The sequence below is a fragment of the Actinomadura vinacea genome, assembly GCF_039532545.1.
In the GTDB taxonomy this organism is placed as follows: Bacteria; Actinomycetota; Actinomycetes; order Streptosporangiales; family Streptosporangiaceae; genus Spirillospora; species Spirillospora vinacea.
In genome coordinates this window covers 272,737-287,524 of sequence record NZ_BAAARW010000039.1, presented here as the reverse complement: position 1 = coordinate 287,524, position 14,788 = coordinate 272,737, and the positions used below count along the sequence as shown (strand labels likewise).

Sequence of the window (14,788 nt, the reverse complement as noted above, 5' to 3'; positions counted from 1 at the left end):
CCCGCATCCGGAGTCCGCGTCCGGAGAACCCCAGGAGGATGAGCCATGCATCTCTTCGCGCTGGAGGCGGCGCAGCAGGGCGCCTCGAGCGGCCGGCTCGTACCGGCGGCGCTCGCCGGCATCGCGCTGATCGTCGCACTGATCACCTTTTTCAAGGTGCACCCGTTCCTGAGCCTGACCGTCGGCTCGCTCCTGGTCGGCGCCATCGCCGGGCTGCCGATGGCCGACACCGTCGAGAGCTTCGGCAAGGGCTTCGGCAGCACCGCGGCGAGCGTCGGCGCCCTCATCGCGCTCGGCGCCATGTTCGGCAAGCTGCTGGCCGACTCCGGCGGCGCGGACCAGATCGTCGACACCATCGTCGGGCGCTCCGGCCCGCGCTCGCTGCCGTGGGCGATGGCCCTGGTCGGGGCGCTGATCGGGCTGCCGATGTTCTTCGAGATCGGGCTGGTCCTGCTGATGCCGGTGATCTTCCTGGTCGCGCGGCGCTCCGGGCTCTCGCTGATCAAGATCGGCATCCCGGCCCTGGCCGGGCTGTCGGCCATGCACGGGCTCGTGCCGCCCCATCCCGGGCCGCTGGTCGCGATCGACGCGGTGAAGGCCGACCTCGGCGTCACCCTCGGTCTCGGCGTGCTGGTCGCGGTGCCGACCATCGCGATCGCCGGCCCGCTGTTCGCCAAGTACGCGGCGCGCTGGGTGGACGTCCCGGCGCCGAGCCTGTACGTCACCGCGCCGGAGGGCGAGAAGGCCGCCGACGGCGGCACCGCGGCGGCACCCGCCCGGCGCCCCTCGTTCGCCGTCACCCTGGCCACCGTGCTGCTGCCGGTCGTGCTGATGATGGGCAAGGCCCTCGCCGACATCTTCGCCGAGGAGGGCAACGGCGTCCGGACCGTCCTGGACAACCTGGGCACGCCGATCGTGGCGCTGCTCATCGCGGTCGTCGTCGCGATGTTCACCTTCGGCCGCGGCTCCGGCATGGACCGGCAGGCGGTCGCCACCTCGCTGGAGCGGTCGCTGCCGCCGATCGCCGGGATCCTGCTCATCGTGGCGGCCGGCGGCGGGTTCAAGCAGACCCTGATCGACACCGGGATCGGCAAGCTCGTCGCGGACTGGGTCGACGACAGCGGGCTGTCGGTGCTCCTGCTCGCCTGGGTGGTCGCCGTGCTCATCCGGCTGGCCACCGGGTCGGCGACGGTCGCCACCGTCACCGCCTCCGGCATCCTGGCGCCGCTGGTCGGCACGCTGGACACCGGCGAGACCTCGCTGCTGGTCCTGGCCATCGGCGCCGGCTCGCTGTTCTTCTCGCACGTCAACGACGCGGGCTTCTGGATGGTCAAGGAGTACTTCGGGCTGAGCGTCGGGCAGAACATCAAGACCTGGTCACTGATGGAGACCGTGATCTCGGTCTGCGGCCTGGTGTTCGTGCTCGCGCTCAGCCTGATCATGTGAGGCCGGCCGCGCCCCCGTCCTTCCGCGCTCCTTCCAAGGGCGTCTCCCCTGGTCGGACGGGGTGGTCGCGGCGCAGGATGGAAGTGACGCCGCGCTCGGCCGGGGCAGGACCCGTGCGGGTCGTCCCGGCCGGGCGCCGGCGCACCCATCCGAAGGAGGGCCTCATGGAGACCACCGTCGAGGCGGTCATGACCACCGACGTGGTGACCGTCGACGAGCCGGCCTCGTTCAAAGAGATCGTGGAAGTGCTCCACCGCAACCGCGTGCACGCGGTCCCGGTGCTCGGTCCCGAGGGCCGGGTCGCGGGGATCGTCTCCGCCGAAGACCTGCTCATGAAGGAGGCCGATCCCACGGCCGCGGAGGAGGAGCACATGTTCGCCACCCGGCGGCGGCACCGGGAATGGCGCAAGACGGCGGCCGCGACCGCCGCCGAACTGATGACCTCGCCCGTGCACACGATCGCGCCGGACGCCACCGTGCGGGACGCCGCGCGGGAGATGCGCCGGCACCGGGTCGGCCGGCTGCCCGTGATCGACCCGGAGACGGGCGCGCTGGCCGGCGTCGTGACCCGGTCAGACCTGCTCCGCGTGTACGAGCGTCCGGACGAGGAGATCGCGCGCGACATCGTCGCCGAGATCGCCGGCCGCCGCATCGGGCCGGATCCGGCCGGCCTCGACATCACCGTCGAGCAGGGCCGGGCCCAGGTGCGCGGCACGGTCGACCTCCGCTCGCGCATCCCGGCGCTGATGCACGAGATCCGCCGCGTCGAAGGGGTCGTGTCCGCGCGCGCCGAGCTGCAATGGGACACCGACGACCTCGTCACGCGGCACTACCCGTACATGTGATCACGCCGGCGGCCGGCCCGGCGGCCCGCGCCGGCCGGCGACGGGTCCGGGCGCGCGGTCTCACCGCCCGGCGGATTCGGACAGGGTGGCACTCCCCGGATCCCCGCGTCTCGGCGCGACGACGGAGTGGGAACCGGACCGAACCCGCCGGGCGGCGGGGTCTAGCGGCGGGGGCTAGGGGGATGGACGAGGCCAGTGGGTCCAATAATTCCAGCCTGTTCTGGGAACATAGGCACGACTTATGATTCCTGTCAACGAAAGTCCGCCGATGATCGTAATAAAGTGGGGCGTATGCCAGGTGAAGCCAGCAGCCAGAACGTGGGGGCGGGAGCGCTCCTGACGATCCTCCGGGACGGGCAGGCCCGGACCCGCGCCGAGCTCGTCCAGCTCACCGGGCTGGCCAGATCCACGGTGTCGCAGCGGCTGGACGCGCTGATGCACCACCGCTGGGTGGTGGCCACCGAGGACGCGATCTCCTCGGGCGGGCGGCCGGCCGCGGCGTTCGCCTTCAACGAGAGCGTCCGGGTCGTGCTGGCGGCCGATCTCGGCGCCACCCACGCCCGCCTGGCCCTCATCGACCTGGGCATGACCGTGCTGGAGGAGCGGGCCTTCGAGCTGCCCATAGACCAGGGGCCCGAGGCCACGCTCGGCTGGCTGGTGACCGCCTTCCAGGACATGCTCGCCCAGACCGGGCGCGATCCGGCGCAGGTGTGCGGTGTCGGCGTCGGCCTGCCGGGGCCGGTCGAGCACACCTCCGGGCAGCCGGTGAACCCGCCGATCATGCCGGGCTGGGACGGCTTCCCCGTCCCCGAGTGGCTCGGCGAGCGGCTCGGCGCGCCGGTCCTGGCCGACAACGACGTGAACATCATGGCGCTCGGCGAGCACTGGGCCGCGCGGCCGGAGGTCGACCACATGATCTTCATCAAGATCGGCACCGGGATCGGCTGCGGGATCGTCTCCGACCGCCGGCTGCACCGCGGCGCGCAGGGCGCCGCCGGCGACGTCGGCCACATCCGCCTGGCCGGCTCGGACGTGCTGTGCCGGTGCGGCAACGTGGGCTGCGTGGAGGCGGTCGCCGGCGGCGCGGCGATGGCGGCGGCGCTGCGCGCCGAGGGCATCGAGGCGCGGGGCAGCCGCGACGTGGTGGCGCTCATGCGCGCCGGCAACACCAGGGCCGCGCAGCTCATCCGGCAGGCCGGGCGCGAGGTCGGGGGCGTGATGGCCTCGATCGTGAACTTCTTCAACCCGTCGGTCATCATCATCGGCGGTGACATCGCCGAGGCCGGCGAGCACGTGCTGGCGGGCGTGCGGGAGGTCATCTACAGCCGCTCGCTGCCGCTGGCCACCCAGCATCTGAGCATCCGCGCCAGCGAGCTGGGCGACCGGGCCGGCGTCATCGGCGCCGCCGTCATGGTGGTCGAGCACGTGCTCGCGCCCGACACCATCGACCGCACCGTGGCCGGTTGAGGACCATTGACCCCGCAACGGCCCCGTATGACAATGTGGGCGATCCGAGCCGGACGGCGGTGGCACGCCGGACGGGGCGGAGATCGGTTCGTCGCGACGCGGTCGGCGCACGCGTTCCCCAGGAAGGGATACGTGCGTGGCCTCCTCTCAACCACCCCGGTCTCAGCCGCCCGGCGACCCCCAGGATGACGCGCTCGGCCGCAGGCTCGGGCTGAGCCGCCGCCAGCTGCTCGCGGCCACCACCGGGATCGCGGCCGCGGCGGCGATCCCGGCACCGCCCGGACGGGCCGCCGCGGACGGCGGACCGCTGATCCGCAAGAGCAAGCGCGGCATCATCCTCTACACCGTCCGCGACGCGATCTCCCGCGATCCGCTGACCACCGGCCTTCCGTCCGGCTTCCGCAAGGTGCTCGAGGCGCTCAGCGACATCGGCTTCGAACGGGTCGAGTTCGCCGGCTTCCGGCAGCATGCCAACGCCGAGGGCGGGGCCGACCTGGAGACCGTCGAGGGCGCCAGGCTGCTGCGCCGGTGGCTGGACGACAACGGGCTGCGGGCCGAGGGCAACCACGGCTTCATCCCCGCGTCCTGGCCGCTGACGCAGAGCGACCTCGACCGGTTCAAGCGGACGCTGGAGATCGCCAACATCCTCGGCCTGGACCACATGGGCACCGGCGCCGACCCCACCTCCAGCCCGTACAAGGCCGACTGGGACGTGGCGGCCGACAAGTGGCTCCAGCTCGGCACCATCGCCAAGGCGGCGGGCGGGACCAAGCTCTACACCCACAACCACGACGCCGCCTACGACTTCCTGCTCGACAGCGGCCCGCCGGACGCGCAGGGCAGGCCGACCCGGTCGTCGGGCATCCGCAGGCTGGAGTACTTCCTCACGATCACCGACCCGCGCTACGTCTTCCTGGAGATGGACATCTTCTGGGCGCACGTGGCCCAGCACAAGTTCAAGACCTTCACCGCGCCCGACGGGTCCGTCCAGACCGACGTCTTCGACCCCATCGCCGTGGTCAAGCCGCAGGAGCGGCGCTTCCCGCTGTTCCACGCCAAGGACGGCAAGATCAACGCCGGCAGCGCCAACGGGTACGACATGGTCCCGTTCGGGACCGGCGACATCGACTACACCGCGTTCTTCCGGGCGCTGAAGAGCGGGCACCACTACCCCATGTACGAGCAGGACAACGCGCCGGGCGGCACCGCGAACCCGGGCCAGTCCCTCGAATTCGCCGATCTGAGCTACGACAACATGTCCGCGCTGCGCGCCTGAAGATGTCCGCCCCCCGCGCGCCCGCTCCGCGCCTGACCCCGGTCCGTCGCAAGACCGGGCCGCTACGTGGGAACTGCCGTTGCAGCGGCAGGCGTAGCGGCCCGGGGCACTGACACCTCTCCCCGAGGAGCAGCAACAAATGAAGCGTACTTCAGCCGTGCTCGGCGCCCTGCTGGCCGCCGCGGCGCTGGTGCTGACGGCGCTCGGCACGCCGGCGCAGGCCCATCCCGGGCACGACCCGGCCACCGAGTGGTCGAGCTACGAGAAGATCACCCTGACCAAGAACGTGGGCGAGCCGGTCGACCTGGCCGTCCTGCCCGACCGGCGGGTGCTGCACACCGCACGCAGCGGCGAGGTCCGGATGACCGACCCCGCCAGCGGCGTCACCCGGGTCATCAACAACATCCCGGTCTACGCCAACTCCGAGGACGGCCTGCAGACCATCGCCATCGACCCGGACTTCGAGCAGAACAAGTGGGTCTACGTCTACTACGCGCCCAAGACGATGACGGCGCCCTACCCGGAGACGACGCCGACCGGGTCGGCGCCCAACTCGCTGCCCGAGGGCGAGGACGACTCGTACTGGGACCGCTGGAAGGGCTACAACCAGCTGTCGCGTTTCAAGTGGACCGGGAACGCCCTCGACCTGTCCAGCGAGCAGGTCATCATCAAGGTCGAGGTCCAGCGCGGGCAGTGCTGCCACGTCGCGGGCGACCTGGACTGGGACGACGCCGGCAACCTCTACCTCGCCACCGGTGACAACACGCCCGCCGGCACGCCAGGGGCCAACGGCTACGCGCCCAACAACGACGCGCCCGGCATGAACCCCGGCTTCGACGCCCGGCGCGGCGCGGGCAACAGCAACGACCTGCGCGGCAAGATCCTGCGGATCAAGGTCGCCGACGACGGGTCCTACAGCGTCCCGGCGGGCAACCTGTTCGCGCCGGGCACGCCCAGGACCCGGCCGGAGATCTTCGTGACCGGCGTGCGCAACCCGTTCCGGATCGACGTGGACGGCAAGAGCGGCACGGTGTCGTGGGCCGACTACGGGCCCGACGCCGGAACCGGCGATCCGCAGCGCGGGCCGCTGGGCTACGTCGAGTGGAACATCACGCCGATCGGCAAGCCGATGAACAGCGGCTGGCCGTACTGCACCGGCGACGACTTCAACTACAACGACTGGAACTTCGCCACCTCGCAGCCGCGTGAATGGTTCGACTGCGCGGCGGGCCCGAAGAACACCTCGCGGTGGAACACCGGCGTCGAGCAGTTGCCCGCGGCCGTGCCGGCCGACCTGTACTACGGCGACAACGCGAGCCATCAACCGGCCGAGTGGGCGGGGCTCGTGGACTTCGACCCGCAGGGCGGCCAGGGGCCGATGGGCGGGCCCATCTACAACTACGACCCCGACAACCCGTCACCCGGCAAGTTCCCCGAGTACTGGGACAAGAAGGCGTTCTTCGCCGAGTTCTCGCAGGACTACCTGGCGGCGTTCGAGGTGACGAAACCCGACGGGCCGGTCACCAAGATCGAGCACTTCCTGCCCAACAGCGCGCTGCGGACCGCCGCGATGCCCATCACCGACAGCCCGATGGACATCGAGTTCGGTCCCGACGGGTCGCTGTACGTGCTCGACTACGGCGACGGCTTCTTCCGGGCCAACCCCGACGCCGGCCTCTACCGCATCGACTACTCCCCCGACAACAAGACGCCGCAGGCCAGGATCAAGGTGGACAAGGCGTCGAGCAGCACGGCGCCGCTCACGGTGGCGTTCGACGCGTCCACGTCCACCGACACCGAGGAGGGCCCCCTCACCTACGAGTGGGACTTCGACGGCGACGGCACCTTCGACGCGACCGGGGCGACGGCGTCCCACACCTACACCGAGCTGGGGCAGTACGCCGCGCGGCTGCGGGTCACCGACTCCGGCGGCCGGGCGGGCCTGACCTCGACCGAGATCACCGTGGGCAACACCGCGCCCGAGGTGACGATCCAGACCCCGCCCAACGGCGGCTTCTTCGACTGGGGCCAGCCGCTCCCGTTCAAGATCGGCGTGCAGGACGCCGAGGACGGGAACAGCCCGGTGTGCAGCCGGGTCCAGTGGACGTTCGGCCTCGGCCACGACGTCCACGCGCACCCGGAGACCCTGGGCACGGGCTGCGGCGGCGCCTGGCCGACCCCGGCGAACGCGCCCGAGCACGGCGAGACGGAGAACATCTACGGCGTGATCGTGGTGACCTACCGGGACAACGGCGCCAACGGCGTCCCGAGCGCCCAGGGCGAGGCCAGCATGATCGTCAATCCGAAGCTGATGCAGGCCGAGCACGGCGACGTGAACAGCGGGGTGACCAAGACGGCCGACGACACCGCGTCCGGCAAGTTCAAGCTCACCTCGTTCGACGCCGGCGACCACATCGCCTACGACCCGGTCGACTTCACCGGAATCGACTCGGTGGAGACCAGGGCGGCGGGCGCCGGCACGCTCTCGCTGCGCTGGAACTCGCCGACCGCCCAGCCGTTCGCCACCGTCTCGGTGCCGAGCGGTTCCGGCTGGCGCACCGTCACCACCAAGCTCGACAAGGCGCCCAGCGGTACCGGACGCCTCTACGTCACCTCGACCGGCGGGCTGGACGTCGACTCGTTCGGTTTCCGGGGCGACGGCATAGCCGACGCGACGCCGCCGAGCGCCAAGCTGACGCTCAACCCGGCTCAGCCGAACGGCTCGCACGGCTGGTACAAGACCAACGTCACCGTCCAGGTCGACGCCAGCGACGACGGCGCGGTGTCGGCCCGCCAGTACTCGCTGGACGGCGGCGCCACCTGGGTGAACGTCCCGGCGGCTGGGCTGGTGCTCAGCGCGGAGGGCGAGACGCAGGTGCGGTACCGGGCGGTCGACAGCGCCGGCAACCTCTCCAAGGTCGGCAGGGCCAAGGTCCAGATCGACAGGACCGCCCCGGTCCTGACGGTGAGCGGGGTGGAGGCCAAGCAGTACGGCATCGCCGAGACGATCACTCCGGTGTTCTCCGCGGCCGACCCCGTCTCGGGCGTCGGCAGCCTCAAGGCGGAGATCGACGGAGACAAGATCGCCTCCGGTGCCCCGATCCCGCTGTCCAAGCTCGGCGCCGGCGAGCACGAGCTGGTCGTCACCGCCACCGACCGGGCCGGGCACGCCACCACCAAGAACGTGAAGTTCCAGGTGGTCGCGGGCTCCTGACCCGCTGAGAACCGCGTCCCCGGTGAGGCCGCCGGCACGGCCTCACCGGGGACGCGCGATGTCACGGCAAGGGGCGGTCACAGCAAGGGGCGTTGCGTCTTCTTGGCCTCCTCGTAACGCGCCCGCGCCTCGCGGGTGGACTCCAGCGCGGAGACCTCGGCGACCGGGACGTCCCACCATGCCTCGCTGTCCGGCGCCGGGGCGAGGGGGTCGGTCTCGACGTGGACGACCGTGGTGCGGGAGGAGTCGCGCGCCCGGACGAGCGCGTCGCGGAACTTTTCGGCGGTGGCGGCGCGCAGCACGTCGGCGCCCATCGCGGCGGCGCTCGCGGCCAGGTCCCCCGGCAGCCGGAACCGGGTGCCGAAGCGCTCGGCGCCGACCGATTCCGACAGGCCGCCGATGGAGGCGAAGCCGTGGTTCTGCACCAGGACGACGACCAGCTTGATGCCGTCCGCGACCGCGGTGACCAGCTCCTGGGCCATCATCAGGTAGGAGCCGTCGCCGACCAGGACGAACACCTCGCGGTCGGGCGCGGCCAGCTTCACGCCGAGGCCGCCGGCGATCTCGTAGCCCATGCACGAGTAGCCGTACTCGACGTGGTAGCCCTTCGGGTCCCTGGTCCGCCAGAGCTTGTGCAGGTCGCCGGGCATCGAGCCGGCCGCGCAGACGACGACGTCGCGCGGGCCGCTCACCTCGTTGACGATGCCGATGATCTCCGACTGGGCGGGCAGCGAGGCGTGGTCGCGCCCGTGCCCCGGCCGGTACGCGCGATCGACGGCGGCGTTCCAGCCCGCGGCCAGTCCGGCGGTCTCGCGCCGGTAGAACGGCACGACCGTCCAGGCCCCGAGCGCGGCGCGGAGCGCGGTCAGCCCGGCCCTGGCGTCGGCGACCAGCGGCACGCCGGCCTGCTTGACCGCGTCGAACGCGGCGACGTTGAGGTTGACGAACCGTACGCCGGGACGGGCGAACAGGGTGCGCGAGGCGGTGGTGAAGTCGCTGTAGCGGGTGCCGATGCCGAGGATCACGTCGGCCTCGCGGGCCAGGGCGTTGGCGGCGGTGCTGCCGGTCGCCCCGATCGCGCCGGCCGAGCGGGCGTGGTCCCAGGGCAGCGCGCCCTTGCCCGCCTGCGTCTCGGCGACCGGGATCCCGGTCGCCTCGGCGAACGCGGACAGTTCGGCGGTCGCGCCCGAGTAGATGACGCCGCCCCCGGCGACGATCAGCGGCCGTTCCGCGCCTCTCAGGACGGCGGCCGCGTCGGCGAGCGCCTCCGGTTCGGGAACGCGGCGCGGAATCCGCCAGACCCGCTCGCCGAACAGCTCGGCCGGCCAGTCGTACGCCTCGGCCTGGACGTCCTGCGGCAGCGCGAGCGTGACCGCGCCGGTCTCGGCCGGGTCGGTCAGCACCCGCATCGCCGCCAGCAGCGCCGACGGCAGCTGTTCGGGACGGTTGATCCGGTCCCAGTACTTCGACACCGGCCGCAGGCAGTCGTTGACCGACACGTCGTAGGACCGCGCGTCCTCCAGTTCCTGCAGCACCGGATTGGCCGGACGCGTCGCGAACGCGTCCCCGGGCAGGAGCAGCACCGGCAACCGGTTGACCGTCGCGAGCGCCGCGCCCGTCACCATGTTCGTCGCGCCGGGCCCGATCGACGTCGTGCACGCGAACGTCGCCAGCCGGTCGCTCATCCGCGCGTATCCGGCCGCCGCGTGCACCATCGCCTGCTCGTTGCGGGCCGCGCGGAAGGGCAGCAGTTCGCGGTACTCCAGCAGGGCCTGCCCCAGCCCCGCCACGTTGCCGTGCCCGAAGATCCCGAAACAGCCCGCGAAGAGGCGCCGCCGCGCCCCGTCGCGCTCGGTCCACTGGTTCGCCAGGAAGCGGACGGCCGCCTGCCCGACGGTGAGCCGCTCGGTCGCCGTCATGCTTCCCCCTCCGGTCCGGCGGCCGAGCTCATCGGCAGCCTCGGGTCGACCGGCTGCCCCGGCCAGGTGTCGCGGATCCAGGCGTGCGCCGGGTCGTCGCAGATCCGCCACGCGCGCTCGGCGCCCGGCCCGGCCATCACGTTCAGGTAGTAGAGGTCGTAGCCGGGCGCGGCGATGGACGGGCCGTGCCAGCCGTGCGGGATGAGGACCGCGTCGCCGGTGCGCACCTCTTCGAGCACGTCGATGGGACGCTCGGGGGTCCCGTACACGCGCTGGTAGGCCATGCCCTCCCGGCCGTCCAGGCCCGCGCGGACCTCGAAGTAGTAGATCTCCTCCAGGACGGCCTCGGCCGGCGTCTCCTCGTCGTGCTTGTGCGGCGGGTACGACGACCAGTTCCCGCCCGGTGTCAGTACCTCGCACGCGATGAGCCGGTCGGCCTCGAACGCCTCGGGCGTGCAGAAGTTGTTGACCTGGCGGGTCATCGAACCCGCGCCGCGCAGCTCGACCGGCACCTTCTCGGCCGGGCCGTAGCGGGGCGGCAGCCGCTTCTCGCACCGCGCGGACGGCAGCGCGAACCGGCCGCCTTCCCGGGACGACAGCACGAGCGTCGCGTCGCGCGGCGCGTAGGCGAAGTCGGTGACCCGGGAGAACACGTCGGGACGGCCGCGCAGGCGGAAGGTCACCGCGACCTCGTCGGCCGGGACGCCGACGGTCGCCTCGCAGCCGCCGGAGAGCGGCAGGACCAGCGTCTCGGCCGCCCCGGTCTCGAGCGCGACCTCCTCGCCCGCGCCGAGCGCGACCACGCGCAGCCCCGAGTACGTCCAGCCCGCGCCCTCGGGGGTGATCTCGGTCGTGCCGGGCCCGCTCACAGCAGCCCCACCGCCGCGTCGACGGCGCCGGCGACGTCGCCGCCGGGCGGGTAGAGCAGGGTGCGGCCGACGACCAGGCCGCGGACGGTCGGCAGGGCGAGCGCCGCCTTCCAGCCGGCCAGCGCGGCGCCGGGGTCGGCGGGCACCTCGCCGCCGAGCAGCACGGCGGGCAGTGTCGAGGCCGCCATGACCTCCTCCATCCGATCGACGACGGGGACCTTCAGCCAGGTGCGGGCGGAGGTGGCACCCAGCCCGGAGGCGATCGCGATCGCACGGATCATGGCCTCCGGGGTCAGCAGGTTGCCGACCCTGCCGCCGCCCTTCCGGGCCGACAGGAACGGCTCGACCATGGCCATCATCCCCCGCTCGGCCAGGTCCGACACGGCCCGTCCGCACGCTTCCAGCGTGCGGGCGGTGGCGGGGTCGTCGAGGTCGACGCGCAGCAGCATCTTGCCGCCGTCCAGCCCGGCGGCGTCGATGGCCGCGGCGGAGTAGGCGGTGAACCGGTCGTCGATCTCGAACGCGGCCCCGGCCAGCCCGCCCCGGTTCATCGAGCCGACGACGAACTTGCCGTCCAGCGCGCCGAGCAGCAGCAGGTCCTCGATCACGTCGGGGGTGCCGAGCACGCCGTTCACGCCCGGCCGCTCCAGCGCGACGCAGATCCGTTCCAGCAGGTCGCGGCGGTCGCCCATGGCCAGCGGCGCGGATCCGGCGGCGAGCGCCCCGCGCGCCGGGTGGTCGGCGGCGATGATCATCAGCGGGCCGGCGGCGCCCGCTGGCCCCGGCGGTCGACGCCGCCGCGCGGCGGCCCCGGCGATCGCGTCCGGCCGCGCCGCCCTGGTCTCGACCAGCTCCGCGTAACGCGCGGCGAAGGTTCCCGTGCTCATGGTCCGTCCTCCCCGGCGCGCGCGGCGAGCAGCCGCTCGACCTCGTCGGCGGTCGGCATGGCGTCCGCGCACGCCAGCCGGGACGCGACGAGCGCCCCGGCGGCGCCCGCGAAACGCAGGACGCGGTCCAGGGGCCAGCCCTCCAGCAGGCCGTGGCAGACCGCTCCGCCGAACGCGTCCCCGGCACCGAGCCCGTTGACGACCTCGACCGGGGTCGGCGGCACCTCCACGACGCCGTCCGCGCCGGCCGCCAGCACCCCGCGCGGCCCCTGCTTGACGATCGCCAGCGACACCCCGCGGTCCAGCAGGGCGCGCGCTGCGGCGAGCGGCTCGCGCTCCCCGACCGCGACCTCGCACTCCTCCAGGTTGCCGACGGCGACGGACACGTGTTCCAGGGCGCGGCCGATCCGGCGCCGCGCCTCCTGCGGTGACGCCCAGAACATCTGCCGGTAGTCCAGGTCGAGGACGGTCGTGCCCGGGTGCGCCGTGAGCGCGGCGAGCGTCGCCTCGTGGCTGGGCTCCTGCGACAGCCCGGTGACGGTCGCCCAGAAGATCCGCGCGGCGCCGATCGCGGCCAGGTCCAGTTCGCCGGGGCGGATCTCCATGTCGGGCGCCTTGGGGTACCGGTAGAAGTAGAGCGGGAAGTCGTCCGGCGGGAAGATCTCGCAGAACGCCAGCGGCGTCGGCAGCCCCGGCACCGCGGTGACGAAGCGGTCGTCCACGCCGTACCCCTGGAGCGCCTTGTGGATGTAGCGGCCGAAGGGGTCCTCGCCGGTGCGGGTGATGACGGCCGTCCGGTGCCCGTAGCGGGCGGCGGCGACGGCCACGTTGGTCGGGCTGCCGCCGAGGTACTTGCCGAACGACTCGACCTCCTCCAGCGGGACGCCGACCTGGCGCGGGTACACGTCCACGCTCACCCGGCCCATGGTGATCAGGTCGTGGGTCATCGGCGGACCTCCTCGACCGCGACGGTGCGCCGTTCCCGCCGGGAGACCTCGCAGGCTTCGGCCACGTAGAACGCCTCCAGGCTCTCCTCGGGGGGACACGGGCTGGCCGCGCGTCCGGCGGCCACGTCCGCGAAGGCCCGCAACTCGGCCGCGTACGCCTCGGCGAAGCGTTCCAGGAAGCCGGTGTGCGGCGGCCCGGCGGGCGCGGTCCCGCCGCCGACCGGGGACAGCGGGGTGCGGTCGTCCGCGCCGGCCACGACGCTGTCGCGGGAGCCGAAGACCTCCAGCCGCACGTCGTACCCGGCCGCGTTGTAGCGGGTGGCGGAGACGACGGCGAGGGTGCCGTCGTCCAGGGTGAGCAGCGCCGATCCGGTGTCGACGTCGCCGGACTCGGCGAAGACCGGCGCGCCCCGGTTGGCACCCGCCGCGGTCACCTCGGCGACCTCCCGCCCGGTGACGAACCGGACGGCGTCGACGTCGTGCACCGAGCAGTCCCGGAACAGCCCGCCCGAGGTCGGGATGTAGGCGTCCGGCGGCGGCACGGGGTCGAAGGTGCAGGAGCGCACCGTGTGCACCCAGCCGATCCGGCCGGAGCGCACCGCCTCCCGCGCGGCGGCGTGGCCGGGGTCGAAGCGGCGCTGGAAGCCGACCTGGACGGGCACGCCGGAGCCGCGGATCGCGGCCAGCACCTTGACCGTCTCCTCGAGGTCGGCGGCGACGGGTTTCTCCACGAACGCGGGCAGCCCCGCCTCCACCGCCCTGACCAGCAGGTCGGCGTGCGCGGCGGTGGGGGTGGCGATGACCAGCGCGTCCAGCCCGGCCGAGAACAGCGCCTCGACCCCGTCCGCGGCCCGCAGGCCGAGCTTGGCGGCCACTTCCCGGGCCCGTCCGGAGTCGGCGTCGGCGACGACGACCTCCTCGATCCCGGCGATGCCGCGCAGCGTCTCCGCGTGCCCCGCCCCGATCCGGCCCACCCCGGCCAGTCCGACCCTCATGACGCCTCCTCGCGGCCGTACGACGCCCACTGTGAGCGAGTCTCATGGACCGCTCCAACAACTGTCAAGAGTATGTCAGGACATATGGACTTAACGACTTATCGTTCTTGGCTCGGCTATCCTCGTGGCGACCGACCGAGGGAGCCGCCGACGTGCGCAGCACCGCCCCGAGGCCCGTCCCGACGCCCGCGCTGAGGCTGGATCGGGGCAGCCCCGTTCCGCTCTATTTCCAGATGGCCCAGCAGCTGGAGGCCGCCATCCTGGCGGGCGACCTGTCCTCCGGCAGCCGGCTGGAGAACGAGCTGGAGCTGGCGGCCCGCTACAAGCTGTCGCGGCCGACCGTCCGGCAGGCGATCCAGCACCTGGTCGACAAGGGGCTGCTGGTGCGCAGGCGCGGGGTGGGCACCCAGGTCGTCCAGTCCCAGGTGCGGCGCCCGCTGGAGCTGTCCAGCCTGTACGACGACCTGGCGGCGGCCGGCCGCGGGCCGCGCACGCGCGTCCTGGAGCTCGGCCCCGTACCCGCCGAGGGCGAGGCCGCCGAGCAGCTCGGCGTCGCGCCCGGCACCGAGGTGCTGCGGCTGCGGCGGCTGCGCCTCACCGGCGGCGAGCCGCTCGCGCTCATGACCAACCACCTGCCCGCCGGGCTCCTCGAGGTCACCGCCGCCGACCTGGAGGAGCACGGCCTGTACGAGACGCTGCGGGCCGCGGGGATCAACCTGCGCATCGCGCACCAGACGATCGGCGCGCGCGCCGCCACCGCGGCCGAGGCCCGGCTGCTGGACGAGCGCCGCGGCGCGCCGCTGCTCACCATGACCCGGACCGCCTACGACGACAAGGGGGCGGCCGTCGAGTACGGCGCCCACGTCTATCGCGCCGACCGCTACGCCTTCTCCCACACCCTCGTCGGCAAGTAGCCCGCCCCG

General features: G+C 73.0%; 11 protein-coding genes. 6 read left to right on the top strand and 5 right to left on the bottom strand.

The genetic code is table 11. The features are described from left to right. The first annotated feature begins 45 nt into the window (after window positions 1-45). The 5 genes from ABD340_RS42565 to ABD340_RS42545 all read left to right on the top strand — a co-directional run bounded on the left by ABD340_RS42565 (window position 46) and on the right by ABD340_RS42545 (window position 8,248). The gene (locus ABD340_RS42565; RefSeq protein WP_344597192.1) at window positions 46-1,446 is read left to right on the top strand and encodes a GntP family permease; all 1,401 of its coding nucleotides are present in this window, start codon (window positions 46-48) and stop codon (window positions 1,444-1,446) included. 164 nt (window positions 1,447-1,610) lie between these two features. Beyond that, the gene (locus ABD340_RS42560; protein ID WP_344597191.1) at window positions 1,611-2,291 is read left to right on the top strand and encodes a CBS domain-containing protein; all 681 of its coding nucleotides are present in this window, start codon (window positions 1,611-1,613) and stop codon (window positions 2,289-2,291) included. 291 nt (window positions 2,292-2,582) lie between these two features. Beyond that, window positions 2,583-3,758, top strand: coding sequence for an ROK family protein (locus tag ABD340_RS42555; RefSeq protein WP_344597189.1), 1,176 nt, complete (start codon window positions 2,583-2,585; stop codon window positions 3,756-3,758). A 136-nt stretch (window positions 3,759-3,894) separates the two neighbouring features. Further along, window positions 3,895-5,034: a sugar phosphate isomerase/epimerase family protein gene (locus ABD340_RS42550; RefSeq protein ID WP_344597187.1), complete on the top strand. Its 1,140-nt coding sequence runs from the start codon at window positions 3,895-3,897 to the stop codon at window positions 5,032-5,034. Between the two features lie 139 nt (window positions 5,035-5,173). After that, window positions 5,174-8,248, top strand: coding sequence for a PQQ-dependent sugar dehydrogenase (locus ABD340_RS42545; RefSeq protein WP_344597185.1), 3,075 nt, complete (start codon window positions 5,174-5,176; stop codon window positions 8,246-8,248). 77 nt (window positions 8,249-8,325) lie between these two features. Here the strand turns inward: ABD340_RS42545 and iolD are convergent, their stop codons facing one another. From iolD to ABD340_RS42520, 5 genes are read right to left on the bottom strand one after another with little or no spacing between them, the layout of a single operon-like run. Then, window positions 8,326-10,167, bottom strand: a complete 1,842-nt coding sequence (gene iolD / locus ABD340_RS42540; RefSeq protein WP_344597184.1) for a 3D-(3,5/4)-trihydroxycyclohexane-1,2-dione acylhydrolase (decyclizing) — start codon at window positions 10,165-10,167, stop codon at window positions 8,326-8,328. Then, window positions 10,164-11,036, bottom strand: coding sequence for a 5-deoxy-glucuronate isomerase (iolB, locus tag ABD340_RS42535; protein WP_344597183.1), 873 nt, complete (start codon window positions 11,034-11,036; stop codon window positions 10,164-10,166). Before iolB ends, iolD begins: the two co-directional genes overlap by 4 nt. After that, the gene (locus tag ABD340_RS42530) at window positions 11,033-11,923 is read right to left on the bottom strand and encodes a Cgl0159 family (beta/alpha)8-fold protein (protein WP_344597181.1); all 891 of its coding nucleotides are present in this window, start codon (window positions 11,921-11,923) and stop codon (window positions 11,033-11,035) included. The genes iolB and ABD340_RS42530 overlap by 4 nt, the downstream gene beginning before the upstream one ends. Beyond that, window positions 11,920-12,870, bottom strand: a complete 951-nt coding sequence (gene iolC, locus ABD340_RS42525) for a 5-dehydro-2-deoxygluconokinase (RefSeq protein ID WP_344597180.1) — start codon at window positions 12,868-12,870, stop codon at window positions 11,920-11,922. The genes ABD340_RS42530 and iolC overlap by 4 nt, the downstream gene beginning before the upstream one ends. Beyond that, window positions 12,867-13,865: a Gfo/Idh/MocA family protein gene (locus ABD340_RS42520; protein ID WP_344597179.1), complete on the bottom strand. Its 999-nt coding sequence runs from the start codon at window positions 13,863-13,865 to the stop codon at window positions 12,867-12,869. Before ABD340_RS42520 ends, iolC begins: the two co-directional genes overlap by 4 nt. A gap of 233 nt (window positions 13,866-14,098) precedes the next feature. Here ABD340_RS42520 and ABD340_RS42515 point away from each other — a divergent pair, with 233 nt between their 5' ends. Beyond that, window positions 14,099-14,779: a GntR family transcriptional regulator gene (locus ABD340_RS42515; RefSeq protein WP_344597548.1), complete on the top strand. Its 681-nt coding sequence runs from the start codon at window positions 14,099-14,101 to the stop codon at window positions 14,777-14,779. Window positions 14,780-14,788: the final 9 nt, after the last annotated feature.